Annotated in this window: 21 protein-coding genes; 11 read left to right on the forward strand and 10 right to left on the reverse strand. The window is 70.1% G+C overall.

The genetic code is table 11. The features are described from left to right. The first annotated feature begins 13 nt into the window (after positions 1 to 13). Positions 14 to 1,216 (forward strand): betaine/proline/choline family ABC transporter ATP-binding protein, encoded by a 1,203-nt coding sequence (locus AB0D18_RS20700; RefSeq protein WP_362420326.1) that lies wholly within the window; start codon positions 14 to 16, stop codon positions 1,214 to 1,216. Positions 1,217 to 1,281: 65 nt separating this feature from the next. On the opposite strand, the gene AB0D18_RS20705 is transcribed toward AB0D18_RS20700, so the two are convergent. Next, on the reverse strand, positions 1,282 to 2,394 hold the full coding sequence (locus tag AB0D18_RS20705; RefSeq protein WP_362420329.1) for an alpha/beta hydrolase-fold protein: 1,113 nt from the start codon (positions 2,392 to 2,394) through the stop codon (positions 1,282 to 1,284). Positions 2,395 to 2,544: 150 nt separating this feature from the next. On the opposite strand from AB0D18_RS20705, the gene AB0D18_RS20710 reads away from it, so the two are divergent. Continuing rightward, on the forward strand, positions 2,545 to 4,398 hold the full coding sequence (locus AB0D18_RS20710) for a phosphatidylglycerol lysyltransferase domain-containing protein (protein WP_362420332.1): 1,854 nt from the start codon (positions 2,545 to 2,547) through the stop codon (positions 4,396 to 4,398). Between the two features lie 138 nt (positions 4,399 to 4,536). Here AB0D18_RS20710 and AB0D18_RS20715 read toward each other — a convergent pair whose 3' ends face one another. Beyond that, positions 4,537 to 5,463 carry an NADP-dependent oxidoreductase gene (locus AB0D18_RS20715; protein ID WP_362420335.1) on the reverse strand — a complete coding sequence of 309 codons (927 nt, stop codon included), beginning with the start codon at positions 5,461 to 5,463 and terminating at the stop codon, positions 4,537 to 4,539. A 103-nt stretch (positions 5,464 to 5,566) separates the two neighbouring features. Here AB0D18_RS20715 and AB0D18_RS20720 point away from each other — a divergent pair, with 103 nt between their 5' ends. The 6 genes from AB0D18_RS20720 to AB0D18_RS20745 all read left to right on the forward strand — a co-directional run bounded on the left by AB0D18_RS20720 (position 5,567) and on the right by AB0D18_RS20745 (position 9,201). After that, on the forward strand, positions 5,567 to 6,040 hold the full coding sequence (locus AB0D18_RS20720; RefSeq protein WP_362420338.1) for a MarR family transcriptional regulator: 474 nt from the start codon (positions 5,567 to 5,569) through the stop codon (positions 6,038 to 6,040). Positions 6,041 to 6,056: 16 nt separating this feature from the next. After that, positions 6,057 to 6,917: a dihydropteroate synthase gene (gene folP, locus AB0D18_RS20725; RefSeq protein WP_362420340.1), complete on the forward strand. Its 861-nt coding sequence runs from the start codon at positions 6,057 to 6,059 to the stop codon at positions 6,915 to 6,917. Next, entirely contained in the window at positions 6,914 to 7,363 is a 450-nt protein-coding gene (locus AB0D18_RS20730) for a nuclear transport factor 2 family protein (protein ID WP_362420342.1), read from the forward strand. The genes folP and AB0D18_RS20730 overlap by 4 nt, the downstream gene beginning before the upstream one ends. Before the next feature lie 261 nt (positions 7,364 to 7,624). Beyond that, entirely contained in the window at positions 7,625 to 7,984 is a 360-nt protein-coding gene (gene folB / locus AB0D18_RS20735; RefSeq protein ID WP_362420344.1) for a dihydroneopterin aldolase, read from the forward strand. Then, positions 7,981 to 8,580, forward strand: a complete 600-nt coding sequence (gene folK / locus AB0D18_RS20740; protein WP_362420347.1) for a 2-amino-4-hydroxy-6-hydroxymethyldihydropteridine diphosphokinase — start codon at positions 7,981 to 7,983, stop codon at positions 8,578 to 8,580. The genes folB and folK overlap by 4 nt, the downstream gene beginning before the upstream one ends. A 135-nt stretch (positions 8,581 to 8,715) precedes the next feature. Further along, on the forward strand, positions 8,716 to 9,201 hold the full coding sequence (locus tag AB0D18_RS20745) for a DUF3180 family protein (protein ID WP_362420350.1): 486 nt from the start codon (positions 8,716 to 8,718) through the stop codon (positions 9,199 to 9,201). A gap of 73 nt (positions 9,202 to 9,274) precedes the next feature. Here the strand turns inward: AB0D18_RS20745 and folE are convergent, their stop codons facing one another. The 6 genes from folE to dacB all read right to left on the reverse strand — a co-directional run bounded on the left by folE (position 9,275) and on the right by dacB (position 16,767). Beyond that, positions 9,275 to 9,883: a GTP cyclohydrolase I FolE gene (folE, locus tag AB0D18_RS20750; protein WP_362420701.1), complete on the reverse strand. Its 609-nt coding sequence runs from the start codon at positions 9,881 to 9,883 to the stop codon at positions 9,275 to 9,277. A 159-nt stretch (positions 9,884 to 10,042) separates the two neighbouring features. Further along, positions 10,043 to 12,082: an ATP-dependent zinc metalloprotease FtsH gene (gene ftsH / locus AB0D18_RS20755; protein WP_362420353.1), complete on the reverse strand. Its 2,040-nt coding sequence runs from the start codon at positions 12,080 to 12,082 to the stop codon at positions 10,043 to 10,045. 221 nt (positions 12,083 to 12,303) lie between these two features. Continuing rightward, positions 12,304 to 12,864, reverse strand: coding sequence for a hypoxanthine phosphoribosyltransferase (hpt, locus tag AB0D18_RS20760; RefSeq protein ID WP_266664910.1), 561 nt, complete (start codon positions 12,862 to 12,864; stop codon positions 12,304 to 12,306). Positions 12,865 to 12,880: 16 nt separating this feature from the next. Further along, positions 12,881 to 13,921 carry a tRNA lysidine(34) synthetase TilS gene (gene tilS / locus AB0D18_RS20765; RefSeq protein ID WP_362420356.1) on the reverse strand — a complete coding sequence of 347 codons (1,041 nt, stop codon included), beginning with the start codon at positions 13,919 to 13,921 and terminating at the stop codon, positions 12,881 to 12,883. A gap of 187 nt (positions 13,922 to 14,108) precedes the next feature. Next, a complete protein-coding gene (locus AB0D18_RS20770) occupies positions 14,109 to 15,239 on the reverse strand; it encodes a zinc-dependent metalloprotease (RefSeq protein WP_362420358.1) in 1,131 nt (376 codons plus the stop codon). A 118-nt stretch (positions 15,240 to 15,357) separates the two neighbouring features. Next, a complete protein-coding gene (gene dacB / locus AB0D18_RS20775) occupies positions 15,358 to 16,767 on the reverse strand; it encodes a D-alanyl-D-alanine carboxypeptidase/D-alanyl-D-alanine-endopeptidase (protein ID WP_362420361.1) in 1,410 nt (469 codons plus the stop codon). A 183-nt stretch (positions 16,768 to 16,950) separates the two neighbouring features. On the opposite strand from dacB, the gene AB0D18_RS20780 reads away from it, so the two are divergent. Both AB0D18_RS20780 and AB0D18_RS20785 read left to right on the forward strand, forming a co-directional pair. Further along, positions 16,951 to 17,445, forward strand: a complete 495-nt coding sequence (locus AB0D18_RS20780) for an inorganic diphosphatase (protein WP_185034151.1) — start codon at positions 16,951 to 16,953, stop codon at positions 17,443 to 17,445. A 471-nt stretch (positions 17,446 to 17,916) separates the two neighbouring features. Further along, a complete protein-coding gene (locus AB0D18_RS20785) occupies positions 17,917 to 19,575 on the forward strand; it encodes a threonine/serine exporter family protein (RefSeq protein ID WP_362420704.1) in 1,659 nt (552 codons plus the stop codon). 137 nt (positions 19,576 to 19,712) lie between these two features. On the opposite strand, the gene AB0D18_RS20790 is transcribed toward AB0D18_RS20785, so the two are convergent. Continuing rightward, a complete protein-coding gene (locus AB0D18_RS20790) occupies positions 19,713 to 20,594 on the reverse strand; it encodes a VTT domain-containing protein (protein WP_362420364.1) in 882 nt (293 codons plus the stop codon). A 166-nt stretch (positions 20,595 to 20,760) separates the two neighbouring features. Here AB0D18_RS20790 and AB0D18_RS20795 point away from each other — a divergent pair, with 166 nt between their 5' ends. Beyond that, a complete protein-coding gene (locus AB0D18_RS20795; RefSeq protein ID WP_362420367.1) occupies positions 20,761 to 21,126 on the forward strand; it encodes a YbjQ family protein in 366 nt (121 codons plus the stop codon). A gap of 45 nt (positions 21,127 to 21,171) precedes the next feature. Here AB0D18_RS20795 and AB0D18_RS20800 read toward each other — a convergent pair whose 3' ends face one another. Further along, positions 21,172 to 21,930, reverse strand: a complete 759-nt coding sequence (locus tag AB0D18_RS20800) for a MerR family transcriptional regulator (RefSeq protein ID WP_362420370.1) — start codon at positions 21,928 to 21,930, stop codon at positions 21,172 to 21,174. Positions 21,931 to 22,047 lie beyond the last annotated feature (117 nt).

Consider the following 22,047-nt stretch of genomic DNA (forward strand, 5'->3'; position numbering starts at 1 on the left):
ACAATGGGGACCCATGATCCGGTTCGAGCACGTCACCAAGCGCTACGCCGACGGAACGACCGCCGTCGACGACCTGTCCTTCGAGGTCGCCGCAGGTGAACTCATCACGCTCGTCGGCCCGTCGGGCTGCGGCAAGACCACCACGATGAAGATGGTCAACCGGCTCATCGAACCGACCGAGGGCCGCATATTCCTCGACGGCCAGGACATATCCACCGTCGACCCGGTGGAACTGCGGCGCCGCATCGGCTACGTGATCCAGCAGGTGGGCCTCTTCCCGCACAAGACGGTCCTCGACAACACCGCGACCGTGCCGCACCTACTCGGCGTGAAGCGGACGGAGGCACGCGCGCGGGCCGCCGAGCTCCTCGACCTGGTGGGCCTGGATCCCAAGGTCTACGGCTCCCGCTATCCGGAACAGCTCTCCGGCGGCCAGCGACAGCGCGTCGGCGTCGCCCGCGCCCTGGCGGCCGACCCGCCCGTCCTCCTCATGGACGAGCCGTTCGGCGCGGTCGACCCGGTGGTCCGCGAGCATCTGCAGAACGAGTTCCTGAAGCTCCAGTCGCAGGTCCGCAAGACGGTGCTGTTCGTCACGCACGACATCGAGGAAGCGGTCCGGCTCGGCGACCGCATCGCCGTTTACGGGCAGGGCACCGTCGAGCAGTTCGACGCCCCCGCCGTCGTGCTCGGCGCGCCCGCCACCCCGTACGTCGCGGACTTCGTGGGCGCCGACCGCGGCCTCAAGAGGCTCTCGGTCACTCCCATCGAGGAGAGCGACCTGGACCAGCCGCCGGTCGTCCACCTCGACGACTCCCTCAGGAGCGCCACGGCACGGCTGTCGGCAGAGGGCGCGCGCTGGGCCGTCGTACTCGACAGCGAGGACAACCTGCACGGCTGGATCCCGGCCGGGGCGACGGAGCCGGCCGGGCCCCACAACGGCGCGACGCATGAGGGCGCGACGCACGAGGGCGGGACGGTGCGGGAGCACGCGCGCCGGATGGAAGCGTGGCTTCCGGTGGGGGCGTCGCTCAAGCAGGCGTTCGCGACGATGCTCCAGCACGACGCGGGATGGATCGCCGTCATCGACGAGCGGAGCGAGGGCCGGTTCCTGGGGGTGCTCACCCCGGCCCGACTGCACGAGGCGCTGCGCCGGTCGATCGACGCGGACGGCCGCAAGGTGTCCCGTACGGAGGTGGAAGTGGAGACCATCGGCTGACAGCCGCCCAGAGCCCCGGTGCCCGCAGCCCGCAGTCCGCAGCCCAGTGCCCGGTGCTCGGTGCGTCAGGCGGTGAGCTTCTTGCTCAGCCACTCGACGACGGCGGGGATCTCGCGCTTCCAGGTGTTGAAGTTGTGACCGCCGCTGTTCAGTGTGATCGACGACACGTGCGTCGGCGGCTTCACCTTGCTGATGAACGCTGCCGTCGGCTTCTTGTTGTCCTCGCCCTTCTTGCTGGTCGTGAGCAGCAGGGAGGTCTTGGGCGCCGGCAGGTTGTCCAGCGCCCACAGGAGGTCGGCGCGCTTCTTGAGGTTCGCGTTGCCGCCGAAGAGGTCACCGGTCGTCGGGTCGTCGGCCGCCTTGTAGTACGGGGACAGGCCCGCGCCCGCGGCGAACTTGTCCGGGTGCGCCATGGCGATCTTCACGGCGCAGTAGCCGCCCGTGGAGTTCCCCATGAAGCCCCAGTTCTGCGGCTTCGTGCCCACGCGGTACGCGGACGAGACGGCGCGCCGCAGGTCGTCGGCGAAGAACGTCTCGGTCTGCGGGCCGCCCGGAATGTCCACGCACTCGGTGTCGCGCGGCGGGGCGACGGTCGGCCGCATCATGACCATGACCATGGGCTGCGCCTTGCCCGCACGGGCCTGCATCAGAGCGGTCTGCGGGTACCGGAGCCCTTTGATCAGGTTCATCGCGGTGCCCGGGTAGCCGGTGAGCACGACCGTCGCCGGGAACTGCTTCTTCGCGTACTTCGGCTGGAAGTACTCCGGCGGCAGGTACACGTAGGCCGGGCTGACGATCTTCGACTTCGCGCCCTCGATCCGTACTTCCTGTATCTGCCCGCCGACGGACGGCTTGTTGCCGCCCGGGACGTCCATCGCGCGGGTGCCGATCAGCTGCGCCTGCCGGTTGGCGCCCGCCGCGTGGTCGACGACCACGCCCATCTCCTCCTCCTGGCCGAAGAGGTCGGCCCAGGACCCGTAGAAGAGAAACGATTTGTTAGCGGCGAGACCGACCGCGGCGAACAGCGCCAGCTGGGTCACCAGCAGCAGGCCGATCCGGCCGAGGACTGCCCTCCAGCTGCGGCCGGACAGCCGCGGCCAGTACCAGATCGTGGCGGCGAAGAGCAGGACCGCGATCAGGAGAGCGAGCAGGAGGACCTTGGTACTGGTGAGACCCATGACGAGATCGTTACTTCCTGGATGAGAATTTCCTGAGAGCTGAGTGAACCCACCCCCCGGAAGCACCGTCCTAGTGAACGCACATTGTCCGGACGGGACCTTCTCCAGGTTCCGCGGGCATAAAACCTCTCGCGGAAACCTCGGGAAGCGATGTCAATCAGAATAGATGGGGATAAGTCCGGAGCGGTTCCGGATCGGGTGCGGCGGATCCTGCGCGGTCCGCGACCCGAGAAGGTCCCCGCGCTGGTCGGCGCGGCGGTCACTCTGGTGGGTCTGCTCGACATCGCGGCCGGGGTCATCCCCCGCTTCCGGCACAGCCGGATGCACAGCGTGGCCGAGGTGCTGCCCGGTACGTTCGGGCCGTTCGCCGCCGCCTTCTCGCTGACCGTGGGCGTGCTGCTGCTCCTGCTTGCCCACGGCCTCAAGAGGCGCAAGCGTCGCGCCTGGCGCTCCGCGGTGGTCCTGCTCCCGGTGGGCGCGATCGCGCAGATCTCGTACCGGAGCTCCTGGCTGGGTGCGCTGATCGCGCTCGTACTTCTGGCGCTGCTGATCGTCCATCGGAGTGAGTTCGCCGCGCTGCCCGACCCGCGCAGCCGCTGGAAGGCGGTCGCGAACCTCGCACTGACCGGCCTGGGCTCGATCGGGCTCGGCCTGCTGATCGTCAGCTCCCACCCGAAGACGATCGTCGGCAGCCCCGGCTTCGGCGACCGCCTGACGCACGTCGTCTACGGCCTGGCCGGCTTCGAGGGCCCGATCGACTACACCAAGCAGGCTTCCTGGACGGTCGGCTACTCGCTGGGCGCCCTCGGCTGGATCATCGCGATCACCACGGTGTACCTGGCCTTCCGTCCCGAGCACCCGGCCGCCCGGCTCACCGAGGAGGACGAGGCGCAGCTGCGCGGCCTGCTGGCCAAGCACGGCGCCCGCGACTCGCTGGGCCACTTCGCCCTGCGGCACGACAAGGCCGCCGTCTTCTCCCCCAGCGGCAAGGCCGCCGTCACCTACCGCGTCGTGTCCGGCGTGATGCTGGCCAGCGGCGACCCGATCGGCGACGTCGAGGCCTGGCCCGGCGCCATCGAGCGGTTCATGGAGGAGGCCAAGGCACACTCCTGGACGCCGGCCGTGATGGGCTGCTCGGAGACCGGCGGCGAGGTCTGGACCCGCGAGACCGGCCTGGACGCCCTCGAACTGGGCGACGAGGCCGTCGTCGACGTCCCCGACTTCTCCCTCGCGGGGCGCGCGATGCGCAACGTGCGGCAGATGGTCAAGCGCATCGAGCGCAACGGTTACGAGACCCGGGTGCGCCGGGTCGGCGACCTGGAGGCCGAGGAGCTGGACCGCATCCGCCGGGCCGCCGCCGACTGGCGCGGCACGGAGACCGAGCGCGGCTTCTCGATGGCGCTGGGCCGGGTCGGCGAGCCGGGCGACGAGGACTGCTTCATCGCGACCGCCCACAAGGCCGACGAGGAGGGCGCGACGCCCGGCCCGTACGGCGACATCAAGGCAGTGCTGCACTTCGTCCCCTGGGGCGCCGACGGCATGTCCCTCGACCTCATGAGGCGTGACCGGGCGGCCGACCCCGGCATGAACGAACTCCTGATCGTCGCCTCCCTCACGGCGGCCCCCGGTCTCGGCATCAAGAAGGTGTCGCTCAACTTCGCGATGTTCCGCTCGGCACTGGCCCGCGGCGAGAAGCTGGGCGCGGGGCCGGTGCTGCGGGGCTGGCGCGGGCTGCTGGTCTTCCTCTCCCGGTGGTTCCAGATCGAGTCGCTGTACAAGTTCAACGCGAAGTTCCAGCCGCGCTGGGAGCCGCGCTTCGTGGTCTTCCGGACGCCCAGGGACCTGCCGCGGATCAGCTTCGCCGCGATGCAGGCAGAAGGTTTCGTCACGCTGGGACTGCCGCGCCCGTTCGCCCGCTTCACCCGGAAGGCAGCCTCAAAGAGGGGCCCCCAGCCCTGCGCACACACAACTGCACCCGTACGAGAAGTAGAACCGGTCGCCTGATCCGCCGCACCCAGGGGCGCCCTTCACGGGCGCCCCTCAGGGGCGCGGGGAACTGCGCGCCCAGCCACAACGAACCCGCACAGAAACCCCCGCCCCCGCACCGCGCCCAAGCGGCCCGCACCGCGCACAAGCGGCCCGCTACGCCACGCTGATCGCGATCTTCCCCCGCGTGTGCCCCCCGATGCTCTCCCGGAAAGCGTCCGCGGCCTTCTCCAGCGGATAGACCGCCGCGACCTCCACAGTGAGCTCGCCCCTTTCCACCAGGTCCCCCAGCGCCGTCAGGTCCGCCGAGTCGGGCCGTACGAAGACGTAGTCCCCGCCCAGCCCCGCCACGGCCCCGTCCGCGATGGACGCCAGCCGTGCGCCGTCCGCGAGCAGCTCGGGCGACGCCTGGAGCGCCTCCCCGCCCACGAGGTCGAGCACCGCGTCGACACCGTCCGGCGCGATCTCCCGCACCCGGCCCGCCAGCCCTTCCCCGTACGCGACGGGGGTGGCGCCCAGCGACCGCAGGTACTCGTGGTTGCGCTCGCTCGCGGTACCGATGACCTCGGCCCCCAGCGACCGCGCGATCTGCACGGCGAGCGAGCCGACGCCGCCGGCCGCCGCGTGCACCAGCACCTTGTCCCCCGCCTTCACCTTCAGGTTCCGCGTCAGCGCCTGGTACGCGGTCAGCCCGGCCAGCGGCAGCCCCGCCGCCTCCTCAAAGCTGATGCCGGCGGGCTTGCGCGCCAGGGTGCGGACGGGCGCGGCCACGTACTCCGCGAAGGTCCCCCGGGACACGAAGTCCTCCCTGACGTAGCCGATGACCTCGTCGCCCGGGGCGAACTCGGACACCGCGGCGCCCGCCTTCTCGACGACGCCCGCCACGTCCCACCCCGGCACCACCGGGAAGACGGCGTCCAGCGCCGGGTCCAGATACCCGGCGAGGATCTTCCAGTCGACCGGGTTGACGGAGGCGGCGCGGACCTTGACGAGTACGGAGTCCGGGCCGAGCTTGGGCTCGGGACGCTCGCCGTACTCCAGGGCGTCGGGGCTGCCGTATGCGCTGTACGTGATGGCCTTCATGGGGAAGCACTCCAGACTCAATAGTTGACTATCTCAAGTAACTGTTCCGACGGTAAACCTCAATCGTTGAGATGGTCAAGTTTTCCGGCGTACACTGCATGTCATGGCAGCCAACCCGCCGAACCAGGCCAACCCGCCGACCAAGGCGGAACTCGTCGACCGGCTGGCCGCGTCCTTCGGTCTCTATTACGGGGACTTCACGCTCGCCGCCGCCACCGCAGGGCTCACCGCCAGCCAGGCCAAGACGCTCAGCGTGCTGCGCTCCTCGCCCGCCCCGATGCGCGCCCTCGCCACCACTCTGGCCTGCGACGCCTCCAACATCACCGGCATCGTGGACCGGCTGGAGAAGCGCGAGCTGGTGCGCCGCGAGCCCAGCGCCACCGACCGCCGCGTCAAGAACGTCGTGCTCACCCAGTACGGCGAGGTCACCATCGACACCATCCGGGCCCGGATGCACACCACGCTGGCCGCCCTGGACGCCCTGGACGACACGGAGCGCACCGCCCTGTTCACGCTCCTCGGCCGCGTCTTCCCCGACGGTACGGACGGTCTTGACGGTTCGGAGACCAGGCGCTGACGCCTAGGCTGGACGTATGAGTACGTTGCTGCACGCCCACCCCGCCGAAGGACTCCCGGAGTGGGACCGCTGTGCGGTCATGGGCGTCGTGAATGTGACGCCCGACTCCTTCTCCGACGGCGGGCGCTGGTTCGACACCGCCGCCGCCGTCAAGCGCGGCCTGGCCCTGGTCGCCGAGGGCGCCGACCTGGTCGACGTGGGCGGCGAGTCCACCCGCCCCGGCGCCAGCCGCGTCGACGCCGACGAAGAGCTCAAGAGGGTCGTGCCGGTCGTCCGGGGCCTCGCGTCCGAGGGCGTCACCGTTTCCGTCGACACCATGCGTGCCGCCGTCGCCGAACAGGCCGTCGCGGCCGGCGCGGTCCTCGTCAACGACGTCAGCGGCGGCCTCGCCGACCCCGCCATGGTCCCCGCCGTCGCGGCCACCGGCGTCCCCTTCGTCGTCATGCACTGGCGCGGCTTCAGCGAGGGCATGAACAGCCTCGCGGTGTACGACGACGTCGTCGCCGAAGTCCTCGCCGAGCTGCACGCGCGCGTGGACGCGGTCGTCGCGGGCGGCATCGCCCCCGAGCGCATCGTCGTCGACCCCGGCCTCGGCTTCGCCAAGCGCGCCGAGCACGACCTCGCCCTCCTCGCCCACCTCGGCGACCTGCGCTCGCTGGGCCGCCCGCTGCTGGTGGCCGCCTCCCGCAAGCGCTTCCTGGGCCACGTACTGGCCGGGGACGGCGCCACCCCGCCGCCCGCGCGCGAGCGCGACGCCGCCACCGCCGCTGTCTCCGCGATCGCCGCCCACGAGGGCGCCTGGGCGGTCCGGGTGCACGAGGTACGCGCGACGGCCGACGCGGTACGGGTCGCCCGCGCCGTGGCAGGAGCGAAGTGAGCCCCCGCAGCACCGACGCCGAACAGGTCGAACTGGCCAACACGGCGTTCTACGAATGTCTGGAACGCGGCGACTTCGAAGAGCTGTCCGCGCTCTGGCTCGACGACGAGATCACCTGCGTCCACCCCGGCTGGCCGGTGCTCTCCGGACGCGGCGAGGTCCTGCGCTCGTACGCGCTGATCATGGCGCACACCGAGTACATCCAGTTCTTCCTCACCGACGTGTTGGTTTCCGTCATGGGCGACACTGCCCTGGCCACCTGCACCGAGAACATTCTCAGCGGCGGCCCCGCCGAGGAGAGCGGCGAACTGGGGCCGCTGGTCGGCCAGTTGGTCGTCGCCACCAATGTCTTCCGCCGCACTCCGGACGGCTGGAGGCTGTGGGCGCACCACGGTTCGCCCGTGCTGGCGGACTCCGACGACGACGAGGACGAGGACTCCTCCTGAACGACTCCTGACGGTTTCCTGTCGATTCCCCACGGCTCCCCTCCCGAGGTCCCCACGGTTCCCCCTCCTGAGGAACGGCGATTCCCCGGCGTGAGTGGGTAGGGGCTTCGGGAGGAACCCCGGAAGAGCCCCTTCCGCGTGCTGCCGACGGCCCCGCGGACGGGGTCTGTCAGTGCGCGCAGGTAGATTCGGTTTCTCAGGTGATGTGCCGACCGCACTCGGCACGGGCCCCGATGACTACGAACAGCAGGAGTGATTCGCGTGGATCGTGTCGCGCTGCGCGGCCTCAAGGCCCGTGGACACCACGGCGTGTTCCCCAGAGAACGCGAAGAGGGCCAGACCTTCATCGTGGACCTCGTCCTCGGCCTGGACACCCGTCCCGCCGCGGCCGACGACGACCTGACGAAGACCGTCCACTACGGCGTGGTCGCCGAGGAGGTCGTGGAGGTCGTGCAGGGCGAGCCGGTCAATCTGATCGAGACGCTCGCCGAGCGGATCGCCCAGCAGTGCCTCAAGCACGCCGGGGTCGACGAGATCGAGGTCACCGTCCACAAGCCGGACGCCCCGATCACCGTGCCCTTCGACGACGTGACCATCACCATCACCCGGAGCCGTGTATGAACCAGACGCAGAGCGACCCCACCGTGCAGCCGGTTCCCAGCTCCGTGACGGAGCAGGTGGACGCCGCCGACACCACCCTCTCCAACCCCAAATGGGCCGTCATCGGCCTCGGCAGCAACCTGGGCAACCGCCTGGAGACCCTCCAGGGCGCCGTCGACCTCCTGGAGGACACCCCCGGCGTCCGCGTGAAGGCGGTCTCCCCGGTGTACGAGACCGAGCCGTGGGGCGTCGACGCCGGCTCCCAGCCGTCGTACTTCAACGCGGTCGTCCTGGTGAGGACCACCCTCCCGCCGTCCTCGCTCCTGGAGCGCGGCCAAGCCATCGAGGAGGCCTTCGACCGGGTCCGCGAGGTGCGCTGGGGCCCCCGCACGATCGACGTCGACATCCTTTCGTACGCCAACGTCGTCTCCGACGACCCGGTGCTCACGCTCCCGCACCCACGCGCCCACGAGCGCGGTTTCGTGCTCGTCCCGTGGCACGACGTGGACCCCGAGGCGCAGGTCCCGGGCCGCGGTGCGGTCGCCGATCTCCTCGGCACCGTCTCCACCGACGGCGTACTTCCGCGCGTCGATCTGGAACTCCGACTGCCCGAGTAAGCGTTGACTTCGTACGACACCGCTTCGTACGACACCGCACGGATCACACGGGCGGTTCACACTGCGCGGATCACACTGGGCGGGCGAGCGGTGTCGCAGGGACACTCGTGACGACGTGACGGAAAGCGAAGCTTCGTGAAGCAACTACGGCTCGGGGTACTGACCGGCATCTTCGTCGTGGCCGGAGTGCTGTCCTGGGCGGGCGCCCGGCTGTGGGCCTCGATCGACAGCCTGCCCGGTGTGCCGGTCGCGGCGCCCATCGTGCTGGCCCTGATCGCCGCCGTGCTGCTGGCGACCGCGCTGTCCCTGCGTGCCCGGCTGCGCGCCCAGCGCGAGCGCCGCCCCGGCGCCAAGGGCGTCGACCCGATGCTGGCCGCCCGCGCGGTCGTCTTCGGCCAGGCGAGCGCCCTCGTCGCCGCACTCGTCGCCGGGGTGTACGGAGGCGTGGGCGTCCACCTGCTCACTCAGCTCGCCGACCTGCCCGCCCGCCACGCCCAGGCCCTCTACGCGGGCTTCTCGGTCCTGGCGGGCGCGGCGGTCGTCGCTGCCGCGTTCTTCCTGGAGCGCGTCCTGCGCCTCCCGGAGGACGACGACACCGCCCCGGCGGCCGACACCGCCTGACGGCCGACCCCGACGGCCGACACCGCCTGACGCGCGCCTCCACGAGCAGGCCGTGTGCATACGCGCGTAGGAGCTAGCGGCGGGCCATGATCAGGCTCATCGCCTCGGCCCGCGTCGCCGGGTCGCGGAGCTGCCCGCGTACCGCCGACGTGATCGTCTTCGCACCCGGCTTGCGCACCCCGCGCATCGTCATGCACATGTGCTCGCACTCGACCACGACGATCACGCCGCGCGGCTCCAGGATCTCCATCAGCGAGTCGGCGACCTGCGTGGTCAGCCGCTCCTGCACCTGCGGCCGGCGCGCGAACACGTCGACCAGGCGGGCCAGCTTCGAAAGACCGGTGATCTTGCCGTCGGCGGACGGGATGTAGCCGACGTGCGCGACGCCGTGGAAGGGCACCAGGTGGTGCTCACAGTTGGACATCACCTCGATGTCCTTGACCAGCACCATCTCGTCGTGGCCGAGGTCGAAGGTCGTCGTCAGGACGTCCTCGGGCTTCTGCCGCAGACCGGCGAATATCTCCTGGTACGCCCGCGCCACTCGCGCCGGCGTCTCCCGCAGGCCCTCGCGGTCGGGGTCCTCCCCCACGGCGATGAGGAGCTCGCGCACCGCATTCTCGGCCCGCTTCTCGTCGAACTCGCCGACGGTGGTCTCGCCGTCAAGCGTCACCGGGTCGGTCATCAGTGCCTCGTTCCTGTGCTTCATCCGTGCAGGCATATGAGAAATGCCGCGACCCCCAGGCTAAAACCTGGGGGTCGCGGCATCCATTCCGGGCCGGGTGTGACCCCGGTTACGGGTGGGGTCTCCCCTGCTCGAACGCAGCTGAGAGCTTGGGGAAGGTCAGCTGCTCTCCGGGCGCTCTTCCGGAGCCGGGACCGCGTCGCCGGGCGTCGAGTCCTTGGTCACCGAGGTGATCGCAGCCGTCGCACCGTTGGCGGCACCGTTGGTGAGTGCCAGCTCCTTGGGCGACAGCACCGGCGGCCGGGTCGACGGCGTACGGCGGGAGGAACCGGTCCACGCGGGGCGGGCCGGGCGCTTCACGATCGGCTGGAAGATCTCGGCGATCTGCTCCTTGTTCAGCGTCTCCTTCTCCAGGAGGGCCAGAACCAGGTTGTCGAGAACGTCGCGGTTCTCGACCAGGATCTCCCACGCCTCGTTGTGCGCGGTCTCGATGAGCTTCTTGACCTCTTCGTCGACGAGCGCGGCGACCTCTTCCGAGTAGTCGCGCTGGTGCGTCATGTCCCGGCCCAGGAAGGGCTCGGTGTTGTCGCCGCCGAACTTGATCGCGCCGAGGCGCTCGGTCATGCCGTACTGCGTGACCATCGCGCGGGCCGTACTGGTGGCCTTCTCGATGTCGTTCGCAGCGCCTGTCGTCGGGTCGTGGAAGACGAGTTCCTCGGCCGCGCGCCCGCCCAGCATGTACCCCAGCTGGTCGAGCATTTCGTTGCGCGTGGTCGAGTACTTGTCCTCTTCCGGCAGGACCATGGTGTAACCCAGGGCCCGGCCGCGCGACAGGATCGTGATCTTGTGGACCGGGTCCGAGTTCGGCAGAGCCGCCGCGACCAGGGCGTGTCCGCCCTCGTGGTACGCGGTGATCTTCTTTTCCTTCTCGGACATGATCCGGGTCCGCTTCTGCGGACCCGCCACGACGCGGTCGATCGCCTCGTCCAGCATGTGGTTGTCGATCAGCTTCATGTTGCTGCGCGCGGTGAGCAGCGCGGCCTCGTTCAGCACGTTCGCCAGGTCCGCGCCCGTGAAGCCGGGCGTACGGCGGGCGACCGCGCTCAGGTCGACGTCCGTGGCGACCGGCTTGCCCTTCTGGTGAACCTTGAGGATCTCCAGACGGCCCTGCATGTCCGGACGGTCGACCGCGATCTGCCGGTCGAAACGGCCCGGACGCAGCAGCGCCGGGTCGAGGATGTCCGGCCGGTTCGTGGCGGCGATCAGGATGACGCCGCCCTTCACGTCGAAGCCGTCCATCTCGACGAGCAGCTGGTTGAGCGTCTGCTCGCGCTCGTCGTGACCGCCGCCCATGCCGGCGCCGCGGTGGCGGCCGACGGCGTCGATCTCGTCGACGAAGACGATCGCCGGGGCGTTCGCCTTGGCCTGCTCGAAGAGGTCACGGACACGCGAGGCGCCGACACCCACGAACATCTCGACGAAGTCGGAACCCGAGATGGAGTAGAACGGCACGCCCGCCTCGCCCGCGACAGCACGCGCGAGCAGCGTCTTGCCCGTTCCGGGCGGGCCGTACAGCAGCACGCCCTTGGGAATCTTGGCGCCGACGGCCTGGAACTTGGCCGGCTCCTGGAGGAACTCCTTGATCTCGTGGAGCTCCTCGACGGCCTCGTCGGACCCCGCCACATCGGAGAAGGTCGTCTTCGGGGTGTCCTTGGTGATGAGCTTCGCCTTGGACTTCCCGAACTGCATGACCCGGGAGCCGCCGCCCTGCATCTGATTCATCAGGAACAGGAAGACGACGACGATGAGGACGAAGGGCAGCAGGGAGAGCAGGATCCCGACGAAGGCGTTCTGCTTCGTCGGCGAGACGGTGTAACCCTTCTCGATCTTGCCGCTCTCGTACTTCTGGTCGAGCTTGGCGGCGAGCTTGGAGCCCTGGTCCCCGATGTAGCTCGCCTGGATCTTGGAGCTTTCGTCGACCTTCAGGTCGCCCTTCAGCTGCACCTTGATGATCTGTTCGTCACCGATGGTCAGTTTGACCTGGTCGACCTGGTCCTTGTCGATCGCCTGGATGACCTTGCCGGTGTCGACCGTCTTATAGCCGCCAGACGAGCCGACGACCTGCATCAGCACGACCACGGCGAGGACGGCCAGCACGATCCACATGACCGGCCCACGGAAGTATCGCTTCACGTCCATCCATACGGGGCGAACTGATGCCCCGTCCCTCCTGCCCGTAGGTAAATGCCGCTGAATAAAAGACTGTTCTTCGGACGGTACCCCAGCATTGTCACCCACGACCGCAGGGGACTGCTGGCAAACCGGCCCTCCCCTGCTCCAACGGCGGGAATTGCGCGGGGGTTCCCCGATATGGACCCCGATATGGTCCGGGACCGCCAAGTGGCCGCCCGAAGGGGCCGTCAGCCCCCGTAGACGTGGGGCGCGAGAGTCCCGACGAAGGGGAGGTTGCGGTACTTCTCGGCGTAATCCAGGCCGTATCCGACGACAAACTCATTTGGAATGTCGAAACCGACCCACTTCACGTCGATGGCGACCTTCGCGGCCTCCGGCTTGCGCAGCAGTGTGCACACATTGAGGGAGGCCGGCTCCCGGGAGCCGAGGTTCGACAGCAGCCACGACAGCGTCAGGCCGGAGTCGATGATGTCCTCGACGATCAGGACGTGCTTGCCCTTGATGTCGGTGTCCAGGTCCTTGAGGATCCGGACCACACCGGAGGACTGGGTGCCCGCGCCGTACGACGACACCGCCATCCAGTCCATCGTCAGCGGGGTGGACAGCGCACGCGCCAGGTCCGCCATCACCATCACTGCGCCCTTGAGCACCCCGACGATGAGCAGGTCCTTGCCCGCGTACTCCGCGTCGACCTCGGCGGCCAGTTCGGCCAGCTTCGCGTCGATCTCTTCCTTGGTGATGAGCACCGACTTGAGGTCGGTGCCCATGTCGTTCGCGTCCACCCGCATCACTTTCGTAGAACTTTCAGCCCTGCCGAATGACCAGTCTGCCACCCTGCCGCTGAGCCTCCACCCGGCCGGGGAGGTTGATGGCCCCCTGCCCCCGCCATCCGGTGATCAGCCGGTCCACCTCCTCGATGTGCCGGGCGAACAGTGAGCCGGCGGGCGAACCCACCTCGATGACCGCCCTGCGCAGCACCCTGCGCCGCACTGCGGGCGGCAGGGCGTAGAGCTTGGCGCACTCCAGGCGGCCCGTCTCGTCCCGTACGGAACGGCCGGCCTCGGCGGCCCAGTCGTCGAGGGCGTCGGCGTCGTCACGCGACAGCTGGGCCGTACGGGCGAGGGCCTCGACGACGCCCTTGCCGAGCGCCTTCTCCAGGGCGGGCAGCCCCTCCTGGCGGAGCCGGGAGCGGGTGTAGGCGGGGTCGGCGTTGTGCGGGTCGTCCCAGACGGGCAGGGACTGGACCATGCAGGCCTTGCGGGCGGTCTGCCGGTCGAGCTGCAGGAAGGGGCGGCGGTAGCGCCCGGCCGCCCCCGAGACGGCCGCCATTCCGGACAGCGAGCGGGTGCCGGAGCCGCGGGCGAGGCCCAGGAGGACGGTCTCGGCCTGGTCGTCGCGGGTGTGGCCGAGCAGGACGGCGGCCGCTCCGTGCCGCAGGGCGGCGCCGTCCAGGGCCGCGTACCTGGCATCGCGGGCGGCGGCTTCCGGGCCGCCGGCCCGGCCGACGGTGACCGCGACGGCCTCGGCGGGGGCCAGGCCGAGTGCGGTCATCCGGACGACGACTTCGGCGGCGCGGGTGCCGGAGCCTGCCTGGAGGTTGTGGTCGACGGTGACGCCGCCGGCCCGGACGCCCAGCTTGGGCGCCTCGAAGGCCAGCGCGGAGGCGAGGGCCATGGAGTCGGCCCCTCCGGAGCACGCCACGAGCACGAGCGGCGGGGCTTGCTCCTGCCGGTCGCGCAGGCCGTTCCGGTCGTACCGGTCTGTTCGATTGTGGTCGTTCAGTACGTCGTGGAGTACGCGGCGAACCGCCAGGCGTATCGCTGCGACCGCAGGATGGGGACCCATGTCCGGTGCCCTTCGGTGGAGTTGGGGTGCCTCGGGAGGAGGAAGCCTCTGTCACTGAGAGTGCGTAGATGGTGACAGAAACGAGCGGTTACCCGAGCATTGCACGCCTACCCAGCGCTTACGGTCCCTCAGATGGGTGATTTAAAGGGCGTTTCCCTTACCGTTCCTGTCGTCGCACCCGCCGATTTCACGCCTCTCCCTTACGGTGCACCCTCGCGACCCAGTCCGCCGGTTTGGCGATCTCCGACTTGGTGGGAAGCGTGTTCGGCGAGGTCCAGATCCGGTTGAACCCGTCCATGCCGACCTCTTCGACGACCGCACGCACGAACCGCTCGCCGTCCTTGTACTGGCGCAGCTTGGCGTCCATGCCGAGCAGCTTGCGCAGGGCGAGGTCGAGGCGGCTGGCTCCCTTGGCCCGGCGCTGCTGGAACTTCTCGCGGATCTCGGCGACGGACGGTACGACCTGGGGTCCTACACCGTCCATGACGTAGTCCGCGTGCCCTTCGAGCAGGGACATCACGGCGGTGAGACGGCCGAGGATCTCGCGCTGCGCCGGGGTCTGGACCAGCTCGACGAGGCTGCGGCCGCCCTCGTTCTCCTCGCCTTCGGGGCGGCCTCCGGCGAACGCCTGGGCGGCTTCGCGGAAGCGCTCCAGGATCGTCATCGGGTCGACCTCGGTCTCGCCGAGGAACGACTGGATCTCGCCCTCAAGATGGTCGCGCAGCCAGGGCACCGCGGTGAACTGGGTGCGGTGGGTCTCCTCGTGCAGGCACACCCAGAGGCGGAAGTCGTGCGGGTCCACTTCGAGTTCGCGCTCGACGTGCACGATGTTCGGGGCGACCAGCAGGAGCCGGCCGCCGCCGTCCCCACCCGCAGGAAGGTCCCTGCTCGCCGGGGCGAAGGTCTCGTACTGGCCGAGCACCCGGGAGGACAGGAACGACAGCAGCATCCCCACCTCCACGCCGGTGACCTTGCCGCCGACCGCGCCGATGACGGCGCCGCCCGGGGTGGAACTGCGGCGCTCCTGCATCTTGCCGAGGAGCGGCTTGAGGAGTTCGCGGAAGCCCGCGACGTTCGCCTTCACCCAGCCCGCGCGGTCGACGACCAGCACCGGGGTGTCCTGCGGCTGCGCACCTTCGGGGATCATCCGCGTGAACGCCCGGACGTGTTCCTCGGACGCCTTGGCGTGCCTGCGCAGCTCCGCGACAACGGCTCGGGCCTCGTCCCGACTGATGTCGGGACCGGGCCTCACGAGTCGAGTCGCGGTCGCCACCGCGAGCTTCCAGTCGACCATCTCCGCACCACCGATGCTCGTCATGCGTCAACCGTACGTTGTCGGGGGCGTGTGGGGAGGGGGGTCGGGGAGGGTGGGTTCCGGCACTTCGTGCGGGGCGGGCGCGAGAGCGCCGCCGCTACTTCGTCAGGGCCGACGCCCGCTACTTCGTCAGGGCCGACGCCATCGCGTCCAGTGCCTTCTGCGCCGGGTCCGCCGCCGGGGTGCTGCCCGCCAGGAACGCGAAGGTCAGCAGGCGGCCGTCCTTGGTGACGACCGTTCCGGCCAGGGTGTTGACGCCGGTGAGCGTGCCCGTCTTGGCGCGGACCAGGCCGGTGCCCGCAGCTGTGCCCGCGTAGCGCGTCTGCAGCGTGCCGCTGAAGCCCGCGACCGGCAGCCCGGTGAGGACGGGGCGCAGCTCGGGGTGCGCCGGGTCCGCCGACCGGGCGAGGAGGGCGGTGAGCAGCCCCGCCGACACCCGGTCGTTGCGGTCGAGACCGCTGCCGTCGGCGAAGTGCGCACCGGCCAGGAGGCCGTCCGCCGGAAGGTCCAGTTCGGCGAGGCGGTCGTACACCGCCTTGCCCGCGCCCGCGAAGCTCACCTCGCCGCCCGCCGCGAGCGCCGTCTGCCGTGCGAGTGCCTCGGCGATGTCGTTGTCGCTGTTGGTGAGGGTGCGCTCGACGAGGGCGGAGAGGGGGGCGGAGAACGTCTTGGCGACCGGCTGCGCGTCGGCGGGGGCCTTGCCGGAGGACGGGTCGCCGGTCACCTGCACGCCGAGCGCGCGCAGTTCCGCCGCGAAGGCGCGGGCCGCATCGCCCGCCGGGTCGAGGGTGCGGGCGCCGATGCCGCTGCGGGTGCCGTCGGTGCGGCCCTCGTTCACCATCAGAGAGGTGACGCGGGCGAGGTTCTCGTTGCCCGCACCGATGGGGTGGACCTCGGGGCCGACGTAGAGGCTCGTGTCGTACGAGAGCGAGACCTTGTCCGCACCCTTGTCGCGCAGGGCGCGGGCGGTGTCGGTGGCCAGGGCGCGCAGGCCGTCCTTCTCCAGGGTCGGGTCGCCGCCGCCCTTGAGGACGACCCGCTTTCCGTCGGGGGCGGCCAGGACCGTGGTGGCGATGCGGTGGTCGGGGCCGAGGGCCGAGAGCGCCGCGACCGTCGTGGCGATCTTGACCGTGGAGGCGGGCGTCATCGCGTCCCGCTCCCCGCGCCCGTACAGCTGCTTGCCGGTGGCCGCGTCCACGACCGATGCCGTACGGAGACCGCCGAGGGCGGCCGTGTCGAGGAGCGGTTCGAGCACCTCTTTGAGGCGGTCGGGTTTCACGGACGGTGCGGCGGGTGCGCCGAGTGCGCTCAGGACGCCGCGGGCGCTGGGTGCGGGGGCCGGTTCGGCCGGGTTGTGGCCCGGTGTCGCGTGATGTGCGCCACCCGTACGGTCCTGGGCGGCCGCCAGGTCCCGCTCGGCCTTACGCTGACCGGAGTCCCAGGGTCCCGCCACGGCCACGGCACCGGCGGCCAGCGCCAGTCCGGCGACGGCGGAGCCCGCCGTGAGCTGCCAGGTCTTGAGCTTGGGCACTGCGGACCAGCCCCTTTCGCGATCACACGTCTGCGTGAGGGACACTTAATCACTGCGTCTTGCGCGAGCACGGCACCCCGCGGGGCACATCCGGCCCATTCGGCCGGGGCTCCGGGGGGTCGGTTTCCTCCGGAGGGACGCATCACCCTTATGCAGACTGTGTTGATCATGGAGGAGCCACCCGTGGAGTTCGACGTCACGATCGAGATTCCGAAGGGTTCGCGGAACAAGTACGAGGTGGACCACGAGACCGGTCGGATCCGTCTGGACCGTCGACTCTTCACCTCGACCAGCTACCCCGCGGACTACGGATTCGTCGAGAACACCCTCGGCGAGGACGGTGACCCGCTGGACGCGCTGGTCATCCTTGACGAGCCCACCTTCCCGGGCTGCGTCATCAAGTGCCGCGCCATCGGCATGTTCCGTATGACCGACGAGGCCGGCGGCGACGACAAGCTGCTGTGCGTCCCGGCTTCGGACCCGCGGGTGGAGCACCTGCGCGACATCCACCACGTGTCGGAGTTCGACCGCCTGGAGATCCAGCACTTCTTCGAGGTCTACAAGGACCTGGAGCCGGGCAAGTCGGTCGAGGGTGCGGACTGGGTCGGTCGCACCGAGGCGGAGGCCGAGATCGAGGCTTCCTACAAGCGCCTTGAGGCGCAGGGTGGGGCGCACTGACTGCGCGCAGGCGCCAGGTAGTCCGTGCGGCGGGCGGCACACCCTCTATGAGGGGGTGGCCGCCCGTTTGCATGGGTGCGGTGGAGGAGGCTCGGCCCACGGGGCGGGCGGCGTGGATCCGTGAACATACTGGGCAGGCGGAGTTTGTACGGGACTGGAGTGGTGGGAGCGAGGCGAGTGGTGGCGGAGGCACAGGGCGGCGGCAAGGCTGGCGGCAGGGGCGGTGCCGGGGGCGAGGAGCCCGAGGACCGCAAGCCGCAGTCTGACGAGGCGCACAGTGCGTTCACGGCACCGTCCGACGCGAAGCCGGCCCAGGCGTCCGACGCGAAGCCGGCCCAGCCGTCCGACGCGAAGCCGGCCCAGGCGTCCGGCTCCGGGGCCGGACGGACCGCTCGTACGGCGTCCAGCACCACGTCCGGGATCGGGGCGACCCAGGCCATCCCGGTGGTGGTCGTGGACGAGGACCAGTCGGTGACCTCGGAATTCGCGCTTCCGGAGGGGCTGCGGACCGCTCCGTCGGCCGAGGAGGAGCAGCCGACCTCGGAATTCGCCCTTCCGCAGGGGCTGACGCCCGAGGCGGCGCAGGCGCAGGAAGGTTCCGCCTTCGACGCGCCCAGGACCGCCGCCCAGAAGCGGAACGTGTTCGATACCCCCAGGACGTACAGCGCCCGGCACTCCCCGCCGGCGTTCACTCCCGCGCAGGGCATACCCGTGGTCAGGCTCACGAAGGAAGCCCCCTGGCAGGACCGGATGCGCACCCTGCTGCGCATGCCGGTCGGCGACCGGCCCGTACCGGACAGCGTGCAGCGGCACAGCGACGAGGAGGACTCGGGTCCCGCCGTGCCGCGCGTGCTCGACCTGACGCTGCGTATCGGCGAGCTGCTGCTGGCCGGCGGTGAGGGGGCCGAGGACGTCGAGGCGGCCATGTTCGCGGTGTGCCGGGCCTACGGGCTCGACCGGTGCGAGCCGACCGTCACCTTCACGCTTCTGTCGATCTCGTACCAGCCCTCGCTCATCGACGACCCGGTGACGGCCAGCCGGACGGTACGGCGCCGGGGCACCGACTACACCCGGCTGGCGGGCGTCTACCGGCTGATCGCGGACATCACCGCCGAGGACATCGACGTCACCCTGGAGGAGGCGTACCGGCGCCTCGCGGAGATCCGGCGAAACCGGCACCCGTACCCGGGCTGGGCGCTGTCCGGCGCCAGCGGGCTGCTCGCCGGGTCGGCGTCGGTGCTCGTCGGCGGTGGGGTCATCGTGTTCGTCGCGGCGGCGATCGGGGCGATCCTGGGCGACCGGCTGGCCTGGCTGTGCGCGGGCCGCGGGCTGCCGGAGTTCTACCAGTTCGTGGCGGCGGCGATGCCGCCGGCCGCGATGGGCGTCGGTCTCGCCTTCGTACCGGCGGACGTGGTGGGCGGAATCCTGCCGTCCGCCGTGATCACCGGTGGGCTCTTCGCGCTGCTGCCCGGACGGGCGCTGGTCGCGGGCGTGCAGGACGGGCTGACCGGCTACTACATCACCGCGTCCGCACGGCTGCTCGAAGTCATGTACTTCTTCATCGCGATCGTGCTGGGTGTGCTGATCGTGCTGTACGTGGGGGCGGGGCTGAACCCGAACCTGCACCCGGACGCCACCATGCACGTCGAGTCCCGGCCGGTGATCCAGATCCTGGCGTCGATCGCGCTGTGCTTCGCCTTCGCGATCCTGCTCCAGCAGGAGCGCAACACGGTGATCATGGTGGCGCTGAACGGCGGTGTCGCCTGGATCGTCTTCGGCGCGATGAACACGACGGGCGAAATCTCGGCCGTCGCGGCGACGGCCGTCGCGGCGGGGCTCGTCGGCCTCTTCGGGCAGCTCTTCTCGCGCTACCAGTACGCGTCGGCGCTGCCGTACGTGACGGCGGCGATCGGGCCGCTGCTGCCGGGTTCCGCGACGTACTACGGTCTCCTCGGCATCGCGCAGAACGACGTCAACACGGGTCTGGCGTCGCTGTCCAAGGCCGCCGCCATCTCGCTGGCGATCGCCATCGGCGTGAACCTGGGTGGCGAGATCTCCCGGCTGTTCCTGCGGATGCCGGGAGCGCGGGACGGAAGCCGGCGGGCGGCGAAGCGGACGCGCGGGTTCTAGGTTTTCCGGGGGCTCTGGGATCTCCGGGGGCTCCAGGTTTTCCGGGGGCTCTGGGTTTTCCAGCGGTACGAAGAAGGGGCGCCCAGGACTCGTGTCCCGGGCGCCCCTTCTCGGTGCGCGGCTCTCGGTGCGCGGCGCTACCTCTTGGCGTGACGGCCGCGCTGCGGCGGATTGTTCGGGGGGTTCTGGGACTGGGGGCGCAGGATCTGGGTGGCGTGGTCCTGAGCCTCGGGGCCGAGCGGGGCGCCCGGGGCCTGCGGGCTTCCGTAGGAGGGCTGGCCCGGGGCCTGCGGGGCTCCGTAGGAGGGCTGACCCGGGGCCTGCGGGCTTCCGTAGGGGGCCTGACCCGGGGCCGGCGGGGTTCCGTGGGCGGGCTCGGCCGGGGCCGGGGGGTTCTTCTTGGACTGGCTGCGGGCCCTGAGGACCTCGATGACGATCGGGACGACCGAGATCAGGACGATGCCGACCAGGATGAACTCGATGTGCTTGTGGACGAACTCGACATTGCCGAGCGCCGCCCCGAGCAGCGTCACGCCCGCGCCCCACAGGACGCCGCCGATGACGTTGTACGTGAGGAACGTGCGGTAGTTCATCTTGCTGACGCCGACGATGATCGGCGTGAAGGTGCGCACGATGGGCACGAAGCGGGCCAGGATCAGCGCCTTCGGGCCGTGCTTCTCGAAGAAGTCGTGCGCCTTCTGCACGTTCTCCTGCTTGAAGATCTTCGAGTCCGGCCGTCGGAACAGGGCCGGGCCGACCTTCCGGCCGAAGAGGTAGCCGGCCTGGTCGCCGAGCACCGCCGCCAGCACGATCAGCAGGCAGAGCAGCCACAGCGGGGTGTCCAGCTTGTTGGTGGTGACCAGCAGGCCCGCGGTGAACAGCAGGGAGTCGCCGGGCAGGAAGAATCCGATCAGCAGGCCGGACTCGGCGAAGACGATGGCGAGCAGGCCCCACAGCCCGAACGTGTTCAGCAGGTAGTCCGGGTCCAGCCAGGCCGGTCCTAGCGCAAGCGTATTCACGAGTTCCGGACTCCAGGGGGATCGTCTGCGATGGGCTGGCCAAAAGTATCAACGCGCGCGTGCACGTCCGGGTTCCCCCGGCCCTCCCAGGGTGCACTCTGCACAGACCGGCGCAAAGCTCTCCGGTAGGAACCGGGGAGAAGTCGACTGGAAGAGGTGGGTTCTCATGGGCATCGAGGAGTACGGCGGCGGGCAGAGCGGGAAGTCGGACATTCTGGTCGTCACCACCAATGACGTCCCTGGTCACCGGGTGGAACAGGTCATCGGCGAGGTCTTCGGCCTGACCGTGCGGTCGCGCCACCTGGGCAGTCAGATCGGCGCGGGCCTGAAGTCGCTGGTCGGCGGCGAGCTGCGCGGCCTCACCAAGACCCTGGTGGAGACCCGTAACCAGGCCATGGAGCGTTTGACCGAGCAGGCGCGGGCGCGCGGCGCCAACGCGGTGCTGATGTTCCGCTTCGACGTGACGGAGGCCGCCGACGTCGGCACCGAGGTGTGTGCGTACGGGACGGCAGTCGTCCTCAGCAAGGAGTGAGTGGTTCCGTACGGGGCGGGTCAGCGCGGACCCGCCCCGTACGGCTCAGACGTGCCGCACCGCGTTGGCCAGCATCGCGTCGCGCATGTAGACGGCGAGACCGGTCCTGATCGCCTCGTACGTGGCGGTGAACCGCTCGTCCGCGACGTACATCTCCCCGAGACTCATGTGCATCTCGTGGCCGCACTCGTAGTGGTTGCCGGAGATGAACCTGCGGTGTTCCTCGGCCAGGTCCATGGCCTGCTCCGAGTCGGCGGCGACCCCCGCCGTGAGCAGGTCGGCCATCCGGCGGTGGATGGCGTCGAAGCCCTCGGTGAGCCGCTTCCAGTCCTCCTTGGTGTACGTGGCCGCGTTGCGCTGCGACTGGCGGTACGCCTCGGTGTCGCCCCAGCGCTGCTGGACCTCCTCGGCGTACTTGTCGGGGTCGAAGTCCCCGAAGACCTCGAACTTCTCCTCGGGCGTGAGGTTGATGCCCATCTTCCGTGCCTCCATGGCGGTTTCGACGGCGGCGGCCATGTCCTGGAGCCTGGTGATCCGGTCCGTCAGCAGCGCGTGCTGGCGCCGCAGGTGTTCGCGCGGATCCGTCTCCGGGTCGTCCAGCAGGGCCGCCACCTGGTCGAGAGGGAAGCCGAGCTCCCGGTAGAACAGGATCTGCTGCAGCCGGTCGAGGTCGCCGTCGCTGTAGCGGCGGTGCCCGGCGTGGCTGCGCCCGCTCGGCGAGAGCAGGCCGATCGCGTCGTAGTGGTGCAGCGTGCGCACCGTGACTCCGGCGAGCTCGGCGATCTTTCCCACGGGGTGGCTCATGGCTGTCCGCTGCCCTCTCTATGAGGTGGGGTTTTCGTCGGTACGTGCTCCAGCGTGGTTCCTCACGCCGCGTGAGGTGCAAGCCCGCCGTGCGCGTTCTCCCCCGCGAAGACTTCC

This window comes from Streptomyces sp. NPDC048442 (assembly GCF_040651475.1).
Lineage (GTDB): Bacteria > Actinomycetota > Actinomycetes > Streptomycetales > Streptomycetaceae > Streptomyces.

Bases quoted from the DNA above. Each gene is read 5' to 3' on its own strand.
- AB0D18_RS20770 (WP_362420358.1), bottom strand. From the start codon at position 15,239: ATGACGAGCATCGGTGGTGCGGAGATGGTCGACTGGAAGCTCGCGGTG.
- AB0D18_RS20700 (WP_362420326.1), top strand. From the start codon at position 14: ATGATCCGGTTCGAGCACGTCACCAAGCGCTACGCCGACGGAACGACC.
- AB0D18_RS20705 (WP_362420329.1), bottom strand. From the start codon at position 2,394: ATGGGTCTCACCAGTACCAAGGTCCTCCTGCTCGCTCTCCTGATCGCG.
- folK (WP_362420347.1), top strand. From the start codon at position 7,981: ATGAACCAGACGCAGAGCGACCCCACCGTGCAGCCGGTTCCCAGCTCC.
- AB0D18_RS20715 (WP_362420335.1), bottom strand. From the start codon at position 5,463: ATGAAGGCCATCACGTACAGCGCATACGGCAGCCCCGACGCCCTGGAG.
- hpt (WP_266664910.1), bottom strand. From the start codon at position 12,864: ATGCGGGTGGACGCGAACGACATGGGCACCGACCTCAAGTCGGTGCTC.
- tilS (WP_362420356.1), bottom strand. From the start codon at position 13,921: ATGGGTCCCCATCCTGCGGTCGCAGCGATACGCCTGGCGGTTCGCCGC.
- ftsH (WP_362420353.1), bottom strand. From the start codon at position 12,082: ATGGACGTGAAGCGATACTTCCGTGGGCCGGTCATGTGGATCGTGCTG.
- folP (WP_362420340.1), top strand. From the start codon at position 6,057: ATGAGTACGTTGCTGCACGCCCACCCCGCCGAAGGACTCCCGGAGTGG.
- AB0D18_RS20795 (WP_362420367.1), top strand. From the start codon at position 20,761: ATGGGCATCGAGGAGTACGGCGGCGGGCAGAGCGGGAAGTCGGACATT.
- AB0D18_RS20720 (WP_362420338.1), top strand. From the start codon at position 5,567: ATGGCAGCCAACCCGCCGAACCAGGCCAACCCGCCGACCAAGGCGGAA.
- AB0D18_RS20710 (WP_362420332.1), top strand. From the start codon at position 2,545: ATGTCAATCAGAATAGATGGGGATAAGTCCGGAGCGGTTCCGGATCGG.
- folE (WP_362420701.1), bottom strand. From the start codon at position 9,883: ATGACCGACCCGGTGACGCTTGACGGCGAGACCACCGTCGGCGAGTTC.
- AB0D18_RS20800 (WP_362420370.1), bottom strand. From the start codon at position 21,930: ATGAGCCACCCCGTGGGAAAGATCGCCGAGCTCGCCGGAGTCACGGTG.